Annotated in this window: 17 protein-coding genes; 14 read left to right on the top strand and 3 right to left on the bottom strand. The window is 43.4% G+C overall.

The features are described 5' to 3' along the window. Positions 1–291: 291 nt before the first annotated feature. The gene (gene typA / locus DQQ01_RS03695) at positions 292–2121 is read right to left on the bottom strand and encodes a translational GTPase TypA (protein WP_111918505.1); all 1830 of its coding nucleotides are present in this window, start codon (positions 2119–2121) and stop codon (positions 292–294) included. A 423-nt stretch (positions 2122–2544) separates the two neighbouring features. Between typA and DQQ01_RS03700 the strand changes: the two genes are divergently transcribed. From DQQ01_RS03700 to DQQ01_RS03765, 13 genes are all read left to right on the top strand, one after another. Continuing rightward, positions 2545–3630: a transposase gene (locus tag DQQ01_RS03700; RefSeq protein WP_111917880.1), complete on the top strand. Its 1086-nt coding sequence runs from the start codon at positions 2545–2547 to the stop codon at positions 3628–3630. 84 nt (positions 3631–3714) lie between these two features. Next, the gene (locus DQQ01_RS03705) at positions 3715–4341 is read left to right on the top strand and encodes a single-stranded DNA-binding protein (RefSeq protein ID WP_111918507.1); all 627 of its coding nucleotides are present in this window, start codon (positions 3715–3717) and stop codon (positions 4339–4341) included. Between the two features lie 110 nt (positions 4342–4451). Beyond that, positions 4452–4943, top strand: coding sequence for a cob(I)yrinic acid a,c-diamide adenosyltransferase (locus tag DQQ01_RS03710; RefSeq protein WP_111918509.1), 492 nt, complete (start codon positions 4452–4454; stop codon positions 4941–4943). Between the two features lie 59 nt (positions 4944–5002). After that, positions 5003–5893, top strand: a complete 891-nt coding sequence (dapA, locus tag DQQ01_RS03715) for a 4-hydroxy-tetrahydrodipicolinate synthase (protein ID WP_111918511.1) — start codon at positions 5003–5005, stop codon at positions 5891–5893. 35 nt (positions 5894–5928) lie between these two features. Next, complete coding sequence (gene dapB / locus DQQ01_RS03720) at positions 5929–6687, top strand: 4-hydroxy-tetrahydrodipicolinate reductase (protein ID WP_111918513.1); 759 nt, start codon at positions 5929–5931, stop codon at positions 6685–6687. 324 nt (positions 6688–7011) lie between these two features. Next, positions 7012–7218, top strand: a complete 207-nt coding sequence (locus DQQ01_RS03730; RefSeq protein WP_111918517.1) for a hypothetical protein — start codon at positions 7012–7014, stop codon at positions 7216–7218. Positions 7219–7502: 284 nt separating this feature from the next. Beyond that, the gene (gene hpf / locus DQQ01_RS03735; RefSeq protein ID WP_111918519.1) at positions 7503–8033 is read left to right on the top strand and encodes a ribosome hibernation-promoting factor, HPF/YfiA family; all 531 of its coding nucleotides are present in this window, start codon (positions 7503–7505) and stop codon (positions 8031–8033) included. Between the two features lie 251 nt (positions 8034–8284). Next, on the top strand, positions 8285–10855 hold the full coding sequence (gene secA / locus DQQ01_RS03740) for a preprotein translocase subunit SecA (RefSeq protein WP_111918521.1): 2571 nt from the start codon (positions 8285–8287) through the stop codon (positions 10853–10855). A 95-nt stretch (positions 10856–10950) separates the two neighbouring features. Continuing rightward, on the top strand, positions 10951–11196 hold the full coding sequence (locus tag DQQ01_RS03745) for a hypothetical protein (RefSeq protein ID WP_111918523.1): 246 nt from the start codon (positions 10951–10953) through the stop codon (positions 11194–11196). Positions 11197–11211: 15 nt separating this feature from the next. Then, positions 11212–12330, top strand: coding sequence for a peptide chain release factor 2 (gene prfB, locus DQQ01_RS03750; protein ID WP_111918525.1), 1119 nt, complete (start codon positions 11212–11214; stop codon positions 12328–12330). Positions 12331–12407: 77 nt separating this feature from the next. Next, positions 12408–12851 carry an ACT domain-containing protein gene (locus DQQ01_RS03755; RefSeq protein ID WP_111918527.1) on the top strand — a complete coding sequence of 148 codons (444 nt, stop codon included), beginning with the start codon at positions 12408–12410 and terminating at the stop codon, positions 12849–12851. Positions 12852–12868: 17 nt separating this feature from the next. Continuing rightward, positions 12869–14086, top strand: a complete 1218-nt coding sequence (locus DQQ01_RS03760) for a homoserine dehydrogenase (protein ID WP_111918529.1) — start codon at positions 12869–12871, stop codon at positions 14084–14086. 12 nt (positions 14087–14098) lie between these two features. Further along, positions 14099–15301: a cofactor-independent phosphoglycerate mutase gene (locus tag DQQ01_RS03765; RefSeq protein WP_111918531.1), complete on the top strand. Its 1203-nt coding sequence runs from the start codon at positions 14099–14101 to the stop codon at positions 15299–15301. 64 nt (positions 15302–15365) lie between these two features. On the opposite strand, the gene DQQ01_RS03770 is transcribed toward DQQ01_RS03765, so the two are convergent. Next, complete coding sequence (locus tag DQQ01_RS03770) at positions 15366–16136, bottom strand: DUF975 family protein (protein WP_111918533.1); 771 nt, start codon at positions 16134–16136, stop codon at positions 15366–15368. A gap of 206 nt (positions 16137–16342) precedes the next feature. On the opposite strand from DQQ01_RS03770, the gene DQQ01_RS17125 reads away from it, so the two are divergent. Then, positions 16343–16552, top strand: coding sequence for a DUF2752 domain-containing protein (locus DQQ01_RS17125; protein WP_408607856.1), 210 nt, complete (start codon positions 16343–16345; stop codon positions 16550–16552). 146 nt (positions 16553–16698) lie between these two features. Here DQQ01_RS17125 and DQQ01_RS03780 read toward each other — a convergent pair whose 3' ends face one another. Continuing rightward, positions 16699–17328 (bottom strand): SUR7/PalI family protein, encoded by a 630-nt coding sequence (locus DQQ01_RS03780; RefSeq protein ID WP_111918535.1) that lies wholly within the window; start codon positions 17326–17328, stop codon positions 16699–16701. Between the last annotated feature and the right edge of the window lie 98 nt (positions 17329–17426).

Raw genomic sequence — 17426 nt, forward strand, 5'->3', positions numbered from 1 at the left:
TATACAGCTGAGTATATAAAGAAAAAAGATTGTTAAATTTAAAATTATCAGAAAATAGAAAGGGAAAAGATTTAATGATAATATTCTGGAAGTATTATACATTTCAAAGAGAAAAATTGATAAAAAAATAACATTTACAAAAAGAAGAAAATTTGCCATGCGGAAGCCCTTTACAGAATCAGGAATATAAGGGCAGAAGAGAAACTTTCTGAGGAGAAAAAGAAAACTGCTTCACAAGGTTCATTCCTGAATTTTTACGGTATGCACTTTGTGAAGCAGCGTTGTTTTTCTTTATTTTTTCAGATTCTGTCTTTTGCGAAGTCTGGAATCCAGAATTTTCTTACGGATACGCAGAGATTCCGGTGTGATTTCCAAAAGTTCATCTGTGTCAATAAATTCCAGAGCCTGTTCAAGACTGAGAATCTTAGGTGGTGTCAGCTTTAAGGCTTCATCTGCAGAGGAGGATCGGGTATTGGTCAGATGCTTGGTTTTGCATACGTTCAGCTCAATATCCTCCGGTTTTGCGCTCTGTCCGATAACCATACCGCTGTAAACTTTTTCCCCGGGACCGATGAAGAGAGTTCCGCGATCCTGTGCGGAAAACAGACCATAGGTTACAGATTCACCTGTTTCAAAGGCAATCAAAGAGCCCTGTTTGCGGTACTGCATATCACCTTTATACGGAGCATAGCCGTCAAATGCTGTGTTTAAAATACCAGAACCCTTTGTAGAAGTCATAAATTCTCCGCGGAAGCCAATCAGTCCTCTGGAAGGAATGTTGAATTCCAGACGGGTAGTTCCGTCACTTGCCGGACTCATGCCCTGTAGCTCGCCTTTTCGTTCACTGAGACGCTGGATTATGGTGCCGGAAAATTCTTCGGGAACATCAACATAGGCAATCTCCATTGGTTCCAGCTTTCTGCCTCTTTCATCTTCCTGATAAATAACCTCAGCCTTGCTGACAGCAAATTCAAAGCCTTCCCGACGCATGTTCTCAATAAGTACAGATAAATGCAGCTCGCCACGGCCGGATACCTTAAAGCAGTCTGTGCTTTCAGTGTCCTCCACACGAAGGCTGACGTCTGTGTTCAATTCTCTCATAAGACGTTCCCTTAAATGCCGTGAGGTGACAAATTTTCCTTCCTGTCCGGCAAAGGGGCTGTCATTGACAATGAAGTTCATGGAAATGGTAGGCTCTGAAATCTTCTGGAAAGGAATAGGATCCGGATTTTCAGGAGAGCATAGGGTATCTCCGATATGAATGTCCGCAATACCTGCAATGGCCACAATGGAGCCGATGCCTGCTTCTTTTACCTCAATCTTGTTTAAGCCGTCAAATTCATAGAGCTTGCTGATTTTTACCTTTTTCATTTTGTCAGGGTCATGATGGTTTACCAGCACAACCTCCTGGTTTACGCTTAAGGTGCCGTTTTCCACCTTACCTACGCCGATACGTCCCACATATTCGTTATAGTCAATGGTGCTGATAAGAGTCTGGGTAGGAGCTTCCGGGTCACCGGTTGGCGCCGGAATATATTTTAAAATTGTTTCAAATAAAGGCTCCATGTTTTCCGGTGTGTCGCTTAAATCCAGTACTGCATGGCCTGCCTTTGCAGAGGCATACAGGAACGGACAGTCAAGCTGTTCATCAGAAGCGTCCAAGTCCATGAGAAGCTCTAATACTTCGTCAATTACCTCGTCCGGACGGGCCTCAGGACGGTCGATTTTGTTGATGCATACAATGACGTGAAGGTCTAATTCCAGAGCTTTTTTCAGAACGAATTTGGTCTGGGGCATAGCGCCTTCAAAGGCATCTACTAAAAGGATAACGCCGTCCACCATTTTCAGTACACGCTCTACCTCGCCGCCGAAGTCTGCATGTCCTGGTGTGTCAATGATGTTGATTTTGGTATCTTTGTAGTATACAGCCGTATTTTTGGAGAGAATGGTAATGCCGCGTTCTCTTTCAATATCATTGGAGTCCATGACCCGTTCCTGCACGGCCTGGTTTTCACGGAATACACCGCTCTGGCGTAAAAGCTGGTCAACCAGGGTGGTTTTGCCGTGGTCAACGTGAGCGATAATCGCTACGTTTCTGATATCTTCTCTTGCTGTTTTCATAAATAACCTCTTTTCTTTTAATAAACAGATTTTAGTGAACTGGTTCTCTTTTTATGCTGTAAACAGAATTTGATCAGGTAAAATCCGGGGAAAATCCTGTATTTTCGGTAAAATCCGGATTTCATTCTATCACACTTGCTTCTAAATACAAAGGGGAAATAAAATTTTTTTCAAAAAAATAAAAAAAGAGGTTCTAAAAGGGAAAAGTACTGAATAAACTATAAATGAGTAAATACCAAATATTGCACAAAATAAAGACACCCGCTGTTGAATGATGTATAATTGAAGTACCAACAAACAACATACTCAAACAACAAGGGGGTGCCCGTTGCAAACAGTATACATCATTCTAACAGTATTTACAATTACTTTAAAACCTTAAAACTCGGCTTATTTTTATCCGATGTGTACCTAAACCATCTGATGACTATCATTGTTTCCGTTTTCCTCCGTGGTTACAGGGGGAAAACTGTAGATTTCGCCGAAGTAAGTAACCAGCATAGAACCACAACCGCCTATTTCCTGAACCACGGCAAGTGGAATGATTCCGCTCTCCAGGATACTTTGAAAAATGCCGTCATACAGGTTATTTATCTGGAAGCGCAACGCTCAGGACAGCCTGTTTTCTGTATTGTGGATGATACGATTGCTTCGCATACCAGGCCTTCGTTACAGGCCGGGCATCCAATTGAAGCGGCGTACTTTCATCAATCCCATTTAAAGGGCTGTCAGGATTATGGGCATCAGATTGTTTCTGTCATGCTTTCCTGTAATGGGCTCATACTGAATTATGCCGACATCCTGTATGACAAATCAAAGTCAAAGATACAGATTGTCCAGGAGATTGCGGATGAACTTCCTGTGGCACCGGTGATTTCCTATTTCCTATGCGACAGCTGGTATACCTCCGTAAAGGTAATGGAGAGTTTTATCCGGAAAGGATTTTATACGATTGGAGCGCTGAAGACCAACCGGGTCATCTATCCATGCGGAATCCGCCAGAAAGTCAGTGAGTTTGCCCTTCATTTGAGAAAAACAGACCGTGCTGTCAGCCTTGTGACCGTTGGCGGCCGTGAATTCTATGTGTATCGCTACGAAGGAGAACTCAATGATATTCCAAACGCGGTGGTTATTATCAGCTATCCCCGGGAAGCTTTTGGAAATCCGAAATCGCTGAGGGTATTTATATCCACAAATGCCGGAATATCCACACAGGAAATCCTTGACACATATACAGAACGGTGGCCAATCGAATTATTTTTCCGTCAGAGCAAAAACAAACTTGCGCTGGACAAATGTCAGATCCGCTCACGGCAGGGAATCGAGCGGTATTGGCTGATCATGTCATTGGTTCATTACATGTGCTGTATGCATTCTGGGAAATACAATACCTTCGAGGAAGGATACCGGTATTTTCAAGATCAAGTCAAAACAGAGCGAATCGGTAATCTGCACCAGTTCATAAAAAATGGCGCGTCACTTGAAGCTGTTTTGAAACTGGTAGGGTAGTTTTGTGCAAATTTCAATATTTGCTCATTTATAGGAATAAACATAATACAGACAAGATACGAGAAAGAGGAGAGGAAAAAAATCATGGCAGATAAAATTATTGAAAACAATCAGGTGTCTATTATGGGAAAGGTGGCATCAGGCTTTACCTTCAGCCATCAGGTGTATGGCGAAGGCTTTTATCTGGTGGACGTATTGGTAAAGAGGCTGAGCGATTCTGAAGACAGGATTCCGCTCATGGTTTCTGAACGTCTGGTTGATGTTACACAGGATTATGAGGGTGAGTATATTATGGTGCAGGGACAGTTTCGTTCCTATAACCGCCATGAGGAAAAGAAAAACCGATTGGTGCTTTCTGTTTTTGTGAGGGAGCTGTCCTTTGTGGAGGAGGCAGATGATACCATAAAAACCAATCAGATTTTTCTGGACGGATATATCTGTAAGCCGCCGGTATACAGAAAGACGCCCCTTGGAAGAGAAATTGCGGATTTGCTTTTGGCAGTGAACCGCCCGTATGGAAAATCGGATTACATACCCTGCATCTGCTGGGGAAGAAATGCCAGATATGCATCTGCCTTCGAGGTGGGAGGACATGTTTTAATCTGGGGCAGGATTCAGAGCAGGGAATATATTAAGAAGCTGGAGGAAAACCAGACCGAAAAAAGGACGGCATACGAGGTGTCTGTAAGTAAGCTGGAATATGCGGATTAGATTGGCTTTTGGACTGTTTTAGTTGCAATATGCCCGCAGGTGTAGTAATATATACACAACTCTTAAACAAAACAAATACAGAACAGGCAGTCTGTAAGAGGTGTAGTATTATGTATGAAGAAAAAGGATTAACGCAGATATACTGCGGCCCGGGGAAAGGGAAAACCAGTGTGGCAATCGGTCAGGCAATCAGAGCTGTAGGGTATGGAAAACGTGCCATTGTAATTCAGTTTTTGAAAGGAAGAGAAACGTCCAGACTGGATTATCTGTCTTCCATGGAACCGGACGTCCGTTTGTTCAGGTTTGAGAAAAAAGACAAATATTATGAAGATTTGACAGAAGAAGAGAAAAAAGAAGAAAACGAAAATATCCGCAATGGTCTGAATTTTGCGAAAAAGGTGCTTCTGACTCAGGAAAGCGATATGCTGATTCTGGACGAAATTCTGGGTGTCCAGGAGTTTGGAATTATCACTGAAGAGGAAGTTATTTCCCTGATTCGGGAAAAAGATGACGAAACAGAGCTGATACTAACTGGAAATGTGGTATCAGAGGGCGTAAAAAATGCCGCGGACAGAGTGGTTTCTCTGGAGATAGTCAAATAGACTGCAGGTTCATAGCAGGAAATAAGATAGAACAGGATTACTATTGAAGGAGGAAGAGTATGTCTATTTTTACAGGTGCAGGTGTGGCGATTGTGACACCAATGAAAGAAAACGGAGATATCAATTTTGAAAAGCTGGGAGAAATTCTGGAAGAGCAGATTGCAGAAGGTACAGATGCCGTTATCATCTGCGGAACTACCGGCGAATCTTCCACCATGACCCATGAAGAGCATCTGGAAGCTATTAAATATACGGTAGAAAAGGTAAATAAGAGAATTCCGGTTATTGCAGGAACAGGCTCTAACTGCACAGAAACAGCTATTTATCTGTCCAAAGAGGCAGAACAGTATGGCGCAGACGGTCTGCTTCTGGTAACTCCTTATTACAATAAGGCAACACAGAAAGGTCTGATTGCCCATTATACAGCTGTGGCAAACGCAGTGAAGCTTCCGATTATCATGTACAATGTTGCCAGCAGAACAGGCTGCAATATTACTCCTGAAACAGCTGCATATCTTGCAGAGCATGTGGAGAACATTGTAGGTATCAAGGAAGCATCAGGAAACATTGCACAGATCACGCAGCTTGCAGCTCTTACCAGAGGAAAGCTGGATATTTACTCCGGAAATGATGATCAGATTGTGCCTCTTTTGGCGTTGGGCGGAAAAGGTGTTATTTCTGTACTTTCCAATGTAGCACCCAGATATACCCATGAAATTGTAGCAAAATTTATGGACGGAGATGTAAAGGGAAGCTGTGAAATGCAGTTAAATGCCCTTCCGCTCATACATGCACTTTTCTCAGAGGTAAACCCCATTCCCGTAAAAGCGGCAATGAACCTTATGGGAAAAGAAGTAGGACCTCTTAGAATGCCTCTTACAGAAATGGAAGACGGACACAAAGAGGAACTGAAAAAAGCCATGGATGAATTTGGTTTAAAGCTTGCGTAAGCAGGAAGAATGTGCAAAAGAAAAGAGGATAAAAAATGGTCAGAATTATTATGAATGGCTGCAACGGACATATGGGACAGGTGATTTCCCGGCTTGTGGCAGAGGATAAGGAAACAGAGATTGTAGCAGGAATTGATCTTGCAGATAAGGGAATCCATGCATATCCGGTATTCACAGAGATTTCAGCCTGCGATGTACAGGCAGATGTGATGATTGATTTTTCTTCTGCAAAGGCAGTGGATAATATTTTAGATTTCTGTAAGGCAAAAAAGCTTCCCCTGGTGCTTTGCACTACAGGACTTTCTGAGAAGCAGCTTGAAAAAGTTACAGAAACAGCAAAAGAAACAGCCGTTCTTCGCTCTGCAAACATGTCTTTAGGTATCAATACCCTGCTGAAGCTTTTGCAGGAGGCTGCAAAGGTGCTGGCAGAGGCTGGATTTGATATGGAAATTGTAGAACGTCATCATAATCTGAAAATAGATGCGCCAAGCGGAACCGCGCTGGCGCTGGCAGACAGTCTGAATGAGGCTATGGATAATCAGTATCATTATGTATACGACAGAAGCCAGAAAAGAGAAAAGAGAGAGCAGAAGGAAATCGGAATCTCAGCAGTCCGGGGCGGAACCATTGTAGGAGAACATGAGGTAATCTTTGCAGGTCCGGACGAGGTTATTGAGTTTAAGCATACCGCTTATTCTAAAACAGTGTTTGCCAAAGGTGCTGTAGAGGCTGCCAAATTCTTAAGTGGAAAGCCGGCAGGCATGTATAATATGAGCCATGTTATCAATGGCTGATGAAGGCTTTTCTGCCAGTGGTGAAATCCGCTGGCAGTTTTTTTGCTTTTTTTGCCAGGTAAGGGAAATTCTTCCAACTAGGGGTTCTGGTATAAAAAAGCATAGTCTGGCACATATTAAGAGCAGAACTTAAAAGAAAAGGAGAACATCTTATGAAAAATCTGAAAAAAGTATCTTTAGGTCTGCTTCTGGCAGCCAGCTTATGCGCCATGACAGCCTGCGGAGAGGATAATACGACAAAGGACGACAATAAAAATACAGGGACAGAAAATGCTGTAGATAAGAATAACAATGATAGCACTGCCCCGAATGGGACAGAGGACGATGGTAAAAGAGATTACCAGGGACAAGGATGGGATTGTAGGAGATACCGGGGAAGCGGTCGGCGACGGTATCGAAGATCTGGGTGAGGATATCCGTGACGGAGTAGATGATATGGAGGATTCTCTGGAGCGTAACCGGGATAACACAGGAGAAAATACAAATGCTGCGGGAGAGCGGACGCATACAGACACGGAAGAGGACCGTTAGACCTGTTGTGGCACAGACAAGGAAAGTCCTGAGCTTCTTCTCGGAAAGAGGAGAGGAACAGGGCTTTTTTGCTGCTGAAGTAACCAGCCCAGGCGGAGAATTCTGCAAAACGGAAGGTACTCTTATATCAGAAAAGAAGTGTTGAATTCGGTTATACAAAATATAATCAATTTCCAAATTTTCTAAAAACTCTTGAATGTTGGAAGGAATATTGGTATAATAAGAATACATTACAAGACCAAAGGTTCATTCTTGTAAAATACATGTAAAAGGGGTTGGACATAATGAAGTTTGTTATAAGCGGAAAAAATATTGAAGTGACACAGGGGCTGAAAAACGCAGTCGAAGATAAACTGGGAAAGCTGGAACGTTACTTTACCTCTGACACAGAAGTGATTGTTACACTGAGCGTAGAGAAAGAAAGACAGAAAATTGAGGTTACCATTCCTGTAAAAGGAAATATTATCCGCTCCGAACAGGTAAGCAGTGACATGTATGTTTCTATTGATTTAGTTGAAGAAATTATTGAAAGGCAGTTAAGAAAGTACAAAAATAAAATTATTGATAAAAAACAGAGTGCAGGCTTCCAGCCGGAATTTGTAGAAAAGGATTATGAAGAGGATGCCAACGAGATTAAGATTATCCGTACCAAAAAATTTGGCTTTAAGCCCATGTATCCGGAAGATGCCTGTGTGCAGATGGAACTTTTGGGACACAATTTCTTTGTCTTCCTTAATGCAGAAACAGAGGAAGTCAATGTGGTTTATAAGAGAAAGGGAAATACCTATGGTCTGATTGAACCGGATTTTGGCTGATAAAGTGTAAACAGAAAGAAGAAGCGCAGATGAAATGAAGCTGCTGCAGAAAGAATGAGAGGCAGGGCTGCCGCACCAGGTGCGGCAGCTCTTTTTGGCTTTATAGGAGTTCTGCAGACAACTGTCCCAGGTGTGGGAATATGCGAAGGCACATTCGATGTTTACAGGAAAAATTAGTTGTGCTACAGGGCGGAAAGTGATACAATAAGCCATAGTAATGTTAAAAATGGATTGATTTTAGGAGTATGGTCATGAATGTATTTGAAAAGATGTTTGGAACCCACAGTGAAAGGGAATTAAAGCGCATTACCTCCCTTGTGGATAAAATTGAAGCCCTTCGTCCGGATATGCAGGCATTAAGCGATGAAGAGCTGCAGGGCAAGACAAGAGAATATAAAAACAGGCTGCAGGAGGGAGAAACTTTAGATGACCTTCTTCCAGAAGCTTTTGCAACCGTAAGAGAAGCGGCAAAGCGTGTACTGGGTATGGAGCATTACCGGGTACAGCTTATCGGCGGTATTATTCTTCATCAGGGACGTATTGCAGAGATGCGTACCGGTGAAGGTAAAACTCTGGTGTCTACCCTTCCAGCTTACTTAAATGCCTTGGAGGGAAAAGGTGTGCATGTTGTTACAGTCAATGATTATCTGGCGCACCGTGATGCTGAATGGATGGGAAAGGTACATGAATTTCTGGGGCTGACCGTTGGTGTGGTTCTGAATGATATGAAAAACGATGAAAGACGGGCGCAGTATGCATGTGATATTACTTATGTGACAAACAATGAGCTGGGCTTTGATTATCTTCGTGACAATATGGTGATTTACAAAGAGCAGTTGGTACAGAGAGAATTAAATTATGCCATTATTGACGAGGTAGACTCTGTGTTGATTGATGAGGCGCGTACTCCTCTGATTATTTCCGGTCAGAGCGGTAAATCCACAAAGCTCTATGAGGTCTGCGACATTCTGGCAAAGCAGTTGGAGCGTGGAGAAGCCAGCGGGGAAATGACGAAAATGACTGCAATTATGGGCGAAGAAATTACAGAAACCGGAGACTTCATTGTCAATGAAAAGGATAAGATTGTAAACCTGACAGAACAGGGTGTGAAAAAAGTGGAAGACTTTTTCCATATTGAAAACCTGGCAGATCCGGAAAATCTGGAAATCCAGCACAATGTGATTTTGGCTCTGCGGGCGCACAATCTGATGTTCCGAGATCAGGATTATGTGGTAAAAGATGACGAGGTTCTGATTGTAGATGAATTTACCGGACGTATTATGCCGGGAAGACGCTATTCTGACGGTCTGCATCAGGCTATTGAGGCAAAGGAGCATGTAAAGGTTAGAAGAGAGAGCAAGACTCTTGCAACCATTACGTTCCAGAACTTCTTTAACAAATATAAGAAAAAATCAGGCATGACCGGTACCGCTCTTACAGAGGAAAAAGAGTTTCGTGATATTTACGGCATGGACGTTATTGAAATCCCAACCAATAAGCCGGTTGCCCGTCTGGATTTGGAAGACGCGGTTTATATGACAAAGAAAGAAAAATTCAGAGCAGTTGTTGAAGCTGTAAAAGAAGCCCATGCAAAACAGCAGCCTGTTCTGGTAGGTACCATTACCATTGAAACTTCAGAGCTTTTAAGCCGCATGCTTACCCGCGAGGGTATCAAGCATCAGGTATTGAATGCCAAATTCCATGAAAAAGAGGCGGAAATCGTTGCACATGCCGGTGAGGCAGGAAATGTTACCATTGCTACTAACATGGCAGGTCGTGGTACAGATATCAAGCTGGACGAGGTGTCAAAGGAAGCAGGCGGTCTGAAAATTATCGGTACAGAGCGTCACGAATCCAGACGTATTGACAACCAGCTCCGTGGACGTTCCGGACGTCAGGGTGACCCGGGTGAATCCCGCTTCTACCTTTCTCTGGAAGATGATTTGATGCGTCTGTTCGGCTCTGAAAAGCTGATGAATATGTTTAAGTCCTTAGGTGTTGCGGAGAATGAACAGATTGAACATAAGATGCTCACCAGCGCCATTGAAAAGGCACAGAGAAAGATTGAGGGAAATAACTACGGTATCCGTAAGAATCTGTTGGATTATGACCAGGTAAATAATGAACAGAGAGAGATTATTTACAAGGAAAGACGCATGGTTTTAGACGGTATGAATATGAGAGATTCTATCTACAAGATGATTACCGAAACCGTAGAGCATGCAGTGGATATGTGCCTGTCTGATGATGTGGATCAGGAAGAGTGGGATTTCAATGAAATCAATACCGTTCTCCTTCCAACCATTCCTTTAAAGCCTTTATCTTTGGAGCGCGTAAAGGGTATGAAGAAAAACCAGGTGAAACAGTCCTTAAAGGAAGAGGCTGTGAAGCTGTATGAAGAAAAAGAGGCAGAGTTTCCGGAAGCAGAGCAGCTTCGTGAGCTGGAGCGTGTCATTCTTCTGAAGGTCATTGATCAGAAATGGATGGATCACATTGATGATATGGATCAGCTTCGCCAGGGAATCGGTCTGCAGGCATATGGACAGAGAGACCCTAAGGTTGAGTACAAGATGCAGGCATATGAAATGTTTGACAGCATGATTGCGGCAATTCAGGAAACTACATTAAGACTTCTGTACCATGTCCGTCTGGAGCAGAAGGTAGAGAGAGAACAGGTGGCACAGGTTACAGGAACCAACAAAGATGAGTCAGGACCAAAGAAGCCGGTACACAGAGCGGAACAAAAGGTGTATCCAAATGACCCATGTCCTTGCGGCAGCGGTAAGAAATACAAACAGTGCTGCGGCAGAAAACCAATCTGATAGAGCTCAGGCAGATAAGACTGCTGTAGGTATGGGAAACTGTAACTGCAGCAGTTTCTTGTGTAATAGGAAGTCAATGCAAAGGAGGAATTTTTGTGGGGCAGACTGTGGATTTTACAATGGAAAGAGAAGGTCTGGTAAAGGTGGGAGACCGGGTAGAGCTAAAGGAGGACCAGGCATCTACTATGGCAGGCTTGATGTATTATTATACCATTAAGCCTGCAGTTGCCATGTCCAGCAATTTGAAGAAAAGACTTCCAAAGCTGACAGGAACAGTGACGAACATAGAGCAGCAAGTGAGTATTTATATGGTAACTGTGGAAATAGATGAGGAAGAATAGTCAGGAGGAAAAACTGTGGTTGAATTAGATGCGTTTAAGTCAGAACTGAATACTTATACAGAGCCTTTGAAAGAGGTAAGGGATTCTCTGGATTTGGAAAATAAAGAAAAAAGAGTAGAAGAGCTGGAGAGGGAAATGGAAGCGCCGGGCTTTTGGGACAATGCAGAGCGTTCCCAGCAGATGATGAAGGAATTAAGCGCCTTAAAAGGGGATATGGAAATTTATCATAAGCTGCAGAATCAAAAGGAAGAGATTGAGCTTATGATTGAAATGGGATATGAGGAAAATGATGAGTCTGTGATTCCGGATATTGAGGAAATGATGGAGGAATTTAAGGCTGATTTTGAGCATATCCGTATTAAAACCCTTCTGTCAGGAGAATATGACAAGGATAATGCCATTGTGACCCTGCATGCAGGAGCAGGCGGAACGGAGTCCTGTGACTGGGCAAGCATGCTCTACCGTATGTATTTAAGATGGGCAGACCGTCAGGGATTTACCACAGAGGTACTGGATTATCTGGACGGCGATGAGGCAGGAATTAAATCCGTCACCTTCCAGGTAAACGGAGAGAATGCGTATGGATATCTGAAATCTGAAAAGGGGGTGCATCGTCTGGTGCGTATTTCTCCTTTTAATGCAGCAGGAAAGCGTCAGACCTCCTTTGTATCCTGCGATGTTATGCCGGATATTGAAGAAGATGTGGATATTGAAATTAATCAGGACGATTTGAAAATTGATACCTACCGTTCCAGCGGCGCCGGAGGACAGCATATTAATAAAACCTCTTCTGCTGTGCGGATTACCCACCTTCCTACCGGAATTGTGGTACAGTGCCAGAATGAGCGTTCCCAGTTCCAGAACAAGGATAAGGCCATGCAGATGTTAAAGGCAAAGCTGTATCTTTTAAAACAGCAGGAAAATGAGAAAAAGCTATCCGGTATTCAGGGAGAATTGACAGAAATCGGCTGGGGCAATCAGATTCGTTCTTATGTTATGCAACCTTATACCATGGTTAAGGATCACCGTACCAATGAGGAATCTGGAAATGTAGATGCTGTGATGAACGGAAATATTGACAACTTTATCAATGCTTATCTGAAATGGGTGGCATTAGGGAAAATGGAAAAATAGTTGCGGTATGGAAAAAAATATGGTAATATCTGTTGGAGGCGTACAAATGTGTTTTGTGAAAGAACAAAGGGGAAATAATGGAAGATAATCGAAGATATTTTGTGGTGACAGAAAAAGCAGTGCCAGATGTTCTTCTGAAAGTAGTGGAAGCAAAGCGGCTTCTGGAGGTGCAGAAATTTGCAACTGTGCAGGAAGCAGTGGAAGCAGTTGGAATCAGCAGAAGTTCCTTTTACAAATATAAAGATGATATTTTTCCTTTTAAGGAAAAGACAAAGGGACAGAATATTACTTTTATCATACAGATGGACGATGAGCCAGGGCTTCTTTCTGCAGTGCTGAAAATGATTGCGCGTTTTCACGGGAACATTTTAACCATTCATCAGAGTATCCCTATGAATGGTATTGCCAGCCTGACGATCAGTGTGGCAATTTCTCCGGCACAGGGAGATGCGGCTGCAATGGTAGATCATATTGAGCATATTGAAGGCGTTCATTATTTGAAAATACTGGGCAGAGAATAGGCCAAAGGAGAGGGAAAATGATTCAGACAGCAGTGTTAGGCTACGGAACCGTGGGTTCTGGAGTTGTAGAAGTTTTAGAAACAAACAAAGAAAGCATAGAAAAACGGGCAGGAGAAGCCATTGGAATTAAATATGTGCTGGACTTACGGGATTTTCCGGGAAATCCTGTGGAGGATATTCTGGTGCATGACTATGAAATTATTTTAAAGGATCCGGAGGTTCAGATTATTGCAGAGGTTATGGGTGGAGTGGAGCCTGCTTATACCTTTACGAAACGTGCTTTAGAGGCTGGAAAAAGTGTCTGCACTTCCAATAAAGAGCTGGTGGCAGAGCATGGACTTGAGCTTATGGAACTGGCAAAGAAAAAGAAGGTCAACTATATGTTTGAGGCGAGCTGCGGCGGAGGGATTCCCATTATCCGCGCGCTGAACTCTTCTCTGACAGCAGATGAGATTGATCGGATTTCCGGTATTTTAAACGGGACAACCAATTTCATTCTTACGGAAATGGCAGAAAGCGGCGCTGATTTTGACGCAGTTTTAAAACAGGCTCAGGAGCTTGGATATGCGGAGCGCAATCCTGAGGCCGATGTGGAAGGTTATGATGCATGCAGGAAAATTGCAATTTTATCCTCCCTGGCATTTGGAGCCCATGTAAAGTATCGGGATATTTATACAGAGGGCATTACAAAGATTACAGCAGAGGATATGAAATATGCAAAGGAACTGGGCATGACCATCAAGCTCCTGGCAGACAGCAAGAGGGACGGGGAACGTTTTTCCGCTATGGTATGCCCGGTGATGTTGGGAAAGGACAGTCCTCTTTACAGTGTAAACGGTGTGTTTAACGCTGTGTTTGTTCATGGAAATGTGCTGGGGGACGCTATGTTTTACGGTAGCGGTGCAGGCAAACTGCCTACAGCCAGCGCTGTGGCAGGAGATATGGTAGACTGTGCTAAGCATCTGGGTAAAACGGTTATGATGAACTGGAGCAACAGGGAACTTGAGCAGGTGGACAGAAAAGAGGTAACACACCCCTTCTTTGTCCGGATACAGGGAAACAGAGAAGAGAGGCTGCCGGAGGTTTTGGAAACTTTTGCAAATTCTAAGGTTGTCACTGTGCCAGAGCTTACCGGGGAATTTGGTTTTGTAACAGAATGTATCAGCGAAGCCGAATTTGAGGAGAAGGCAGCAAAGCTGGAGGGTGTTCTCGGAAGAATTCGCATCAGAGCATAAGGGAGTGGAAATATGAAGTACATTGTGGTTTTAGGCGACGGAATGGCAGACAGAGCTATAGAGGCCCTGCAAGGAAAAACGCCTCTTGAGGCAGCAAAAACACCGGCTATGGACAGTCTGGCCGGGAAAAGTGAAATCGGTATGGTACAGACTGTGCCGGAGGGCATGAGTCCGGGAAGCGATACGGCGAATCTGTCTGTGCTGGGATATAATCCCCAAATCTATTATTCCGGGCGTTCGCCTTTGGAAGCGTTGAATATCGGTGTGCAGATGCAGGAGGGAGATGTTGCTGTCCGGGCAAATCTGGTGACGCTTTCTGAGAGAGAAACAGATTATGAGAAACGGCATATTTTAGACCACAGTGCAGATGAAATTTCTACAGAAGAGGCGGAGCTGCTTTTGGAGGCTGTGAAAAAGGAGCTGGAAAATGAGATCTTTCAGTTTTATGCAGGCACCAGCTATCGTCATTGTCTTATCTGGAAGCAGGGTATGACCGTGCCGCTGACACCGCCTCATGATATCCGGGGAAAACAGATTGAGGCCTATCTCCCAGATGAACCACTGCTTTTAGATATACAGAAGAAAAGTTATGAAATTCTGAAAAATCATAGAGTGAATCAAGAGCGTAAAAAAAGAGGTCTGAAACCGGCAAACAGCTTGTGGTTCTGGGGAGCCGGGACAAAGCCTGTGCTGTCTTCCTTTGAAGAAAGATTTCATAAAAAAGGGGTTATGATTTCTGCAGTTGATTTGCTAAAAGGAATTGCAGTGGGAACAGGTATGAAGAATCTTACAGTAGAGGGAGCAAACGGTGGTCTGCATACCAATTATGAAGGCAAGGCAGATGCTGCTGTTTCCGCACTTTTAGAGGACGGCTATGACTTTGCCTATATTCATGTGGAGGCACCGGATGAAATGGGACATCAGGGAAGTCTGGAGAAAAAACTGCAGGCAATCGAATATCTGGATACCCGGGTGATTCAGAGGGTGAAGGAGCGTATGGATGTTTCCAAAGAACCGTATAAAATGCTGGTGCTTCCGGATCACCCAACTCCTATCTGTATTCAGACCCACACCTCGGATCCGGTTCCGTACATGCTGTATGACAGCCGAAGGCAGGAAGAACAGGCAGGTGTTTACAACGAAGCAGAGGCAGAGAAGAGCGGAATTTTTATAAAAAAAGGATATCAGCTGATTGAAAAGCTGTTTGCAGACTGAAAAATAAAATGAAAAGGACGGTTTCTCTGAAACCGTCCTTTTTATGTTCTGCTGTTTTGAACATTTAGGAAAATGGAGGCTGTGTAAAGGAGTCTGAAGGATTATCAACAGGGGGTTCTGTGATTATCTCCGGAGCGTCCAGCTCCCCGGTAATGTCCATATAAAAATAAACCATGGTTGTCTGGATATAGGGCATCAGCCATAAAAGTCCGATATAACAGGTAAAGAGGCAGGCCAGATTCAGAGGAATAAAGCTGAACTGGATATAAAAATATCTTCCTTTATTTCCCTTCATCAGCCGCAGACTTTCCTTTAAAGAATCTATAGCACCTATTTCCGGATTGTCCAAAAGCAGGTAATTGGCAAGTCCGAAAAACGCTCCAAGAAGGAGGGACATCAATGCCTGAAGAATCAGCGCAAACAGGGACAGATACAGGGAAGCCGTTCCTGTGGAAGTATAGCTTAAAATCTCCAGAGGAAGGGATAAAATAAGCTGTCCCACTAAAAGCAGCAGATTAACAACCAGAAAACGGTCAGGATTATGAGAAAATACATAAAAAAGATTTCCTACCGTATAGGGCTGTTTGCGGTTCATGCTCAGGATTAGTTTGCTATATCCTGCATTGCACAGAGAAATCAGCAGGGATAGCATATAAAGCAGAATCTGATTTGTGATAATACTGGTCATACTGGTTACATCTAAGAAACCTGTGACAAGCATGGAAACAACCACAGTCAGAGCAGTGATGATCAGATATGCCAGAATGGGAATTCCGTAATTGCCATTGAGAGATTTCCGTGCAAGGGTCTTTAAAGTCGCAGATGAGCGTTTCATAAATAATCTCCAATCTTTTCTATAGTGTGATATGATAGTAATTATATCACATTAGTGGGAGGTTACAAGAGAAAATGGCGAAGAAGGAAAGGAATTTACAGATAGAGAAGGGCCTTTATACAGGAGGCTGGATTTTGCTTCTGACAGCAGGGGCTTTGGCAGCAGTGGAGAAATTCGGGAATGTTTCACTGTCACTTTTTCCCTGTATGGTGCATAAATGGACAGGATATTATTGTCCCGGGTGTGGTGGTACAAGGGCTGTGCGCGCACTTTTACAGGGGGGATTTTCTGCAGTCCTTTGTGTATCACCCGGTGGTTGTGTATGGGGCTGTTTTGTATGTCTGGTTTATGGTTTCTCATACCATAGAGTATCTTACAAGAGGGCGCTGGCGTATTGGTATGCAATATACGGATAAGTATTTGTACGGAGCCGTGGGGATTATTCTGGCGCAGTGGGTGGTGAAAAATGCGGTGAAGGCAATTTGGGGCGTGGGAATTTGAGAAAAAATGCTGGCGCACAGAAATTTTATTATCCTGTGTGCCAGCTGTTTTGAATTTAAACTTAAATCACATTGCTTCCATTATCCGGCTGCTCTCTATAAAAATCCGGCAAATCATCTCCATAAAAGTCATATTCCCCTTCATCTGGGAAGTAACCGTCATATCCGTTTCCGTCATTAAAATATTCATAGTAATCTTCATATCCTTCCGTTCCCGGATAGGCACTGTCAGGCATTTCGCCGCCAAAGCCGTCCTCGCCATACATGTATTTGTAAATGAAATTGTACAGCTCTTCTTCTGTAAGGTCTTCAGAAGTAATCAGGTGATAGTAATCACTGAGAAAGCGCTGTCCTTTTGCGGAAAAAAGGAAAAAGGAAAAGAGAAAAATAAGCAGCGCAGCAGAGATTACCAGGCAACTGCTGCAGATTGCCACACCTGCTTTTCCGTTCCCCGGACGGCTGCGTTCTCCCTTTGATAAACAGGAAAACAGAATCCCCAGGCCGGAAAACAGAAAAACAGCAGGGAAAAAGCAGCATATGGATAAAATAGATAAAATTCCCATAACAAGGGAAATAGTTGCAAACGTAGGGTTTCCCTGATAAAGCCGGGAATCCGATTCCGGTTCCGGCTCAGGCTGATACACAGGGGGAGTGTATGGCCGGTAGTTTTGTCCTTCGTAAGGGTTTTCCATAAGTGTAAGACCTCATTTCTTTCAAAATAATGAAACATTAATAAATATTCTATCATGTATCACAGACAGAGGCAATAGAAAACACCGGGGAGAAAATG

The sequence above is a fragment of the Blautia argi genome (assembly GCF_003287895.1).
Classification (GTDB): domain Bacteria; phylum Bacillota; class Clostridia; order Lachnospirales; family Lachnospiraceae; genus Blautia; species Blautia argi.

Coding starts and splice junctions, on each gene's coding strand:
- typA (WP_111918505.1), bottom strand. CDS start 2,121: ATGAAAACAGCAAGAGAAGATATCAGAAACGTAGCGATTATCGCTCAC.
- DQQ01_RS03700 (WP_111917880.1), top strand. CDS start 2,545: ATGACTATCATTGTTTCCGTTTTCCTCCGTGGTTACAGGGGGAAAACT.
- DQQ01_RS03705 (WP_111918507.1), top strand. CDS start 3,715: ATGGCAGATAAAATTATTGAAAACAATCAGGTGTCTATTATGGGAAAG.
- DQQ01_RS03710 (WP_111918509.1), top strand. CDS start 4,452: ATGTATGAAGAAAAAGGATTAACGCAGATATACTGCGGCCCGGGGAAA.
- dapA (WP_111918511.1), top strand. CDS start 5,003: ATGTCTATTTTTACAGGTGCAGGTGTGGCGATTGTGACACCAATGAAA.
- dapB (WP_111918513.1), top strand. CDS start 5,929: ATGGTCAGAATTATTATGAATGGCTGCAACGGACATATGGGACAGGTG.
- DQQ01_RS03730 (WP_111918517.1), top strand. CDS start 7,012: ATGGTAAAAGAGATTACCAGGGACAAGGATGGGATTGTAGGAGATACC.
- hpf (WP_111918519.1), top strand. CDS start 7,503: ATGAAGTTTGTTATAAGCGGAAAAAATATTGAAGTGACACAGGGGCTG.
- secA (WP_111918521.1), top strand. CDS start 8,285: ATGAATGTATTTGAAAAGATGTTTGGAACCCACAGTGAAAGGGAATTA.
- DQQ01_RS03755 (WP_111918527.1), top strand. CDS start 12,408: ATGGAAGATAATCGAAGATATTTTGTGGTGACAGAAAAAGCAGTGCCA.
- DQQ01_RS03760 (WP_111918529.1), top strand. CDS start 12,869: ATGATTCAGACAGCAGTGTTAGGCTACGGAACCGTGGGTTCTGGAGTT.
- DQQ01_RS03765 (WP_111918531.1), top strand. CDS start 14,099: ATGAAGTACATTGTGGTTTTAGGCGACGGAATGGCAGACAGAGCTATA.
- DQQ01_RS03770 (WP_111918533.1), bottom strand. CDS start 16,136: ATGAAACGCTCATCTGCGACTTTAAAGACCCTTGCACGGAAATCTCTC.
- DQQ01_RS17125 (WP_408607856.1), top strand. CDS start 16,343: ATGGTGCATAAATGGACAGGATATTATTGTCCCGGGTGTGGTGGTACA.
- DQQ01_RS03780 (WP_111918535.1), bottom strand. CDS start 17,328: ATGGAAAACCCTTACGAAGGACAAAACTACCGGCCATACACTCCCCCT.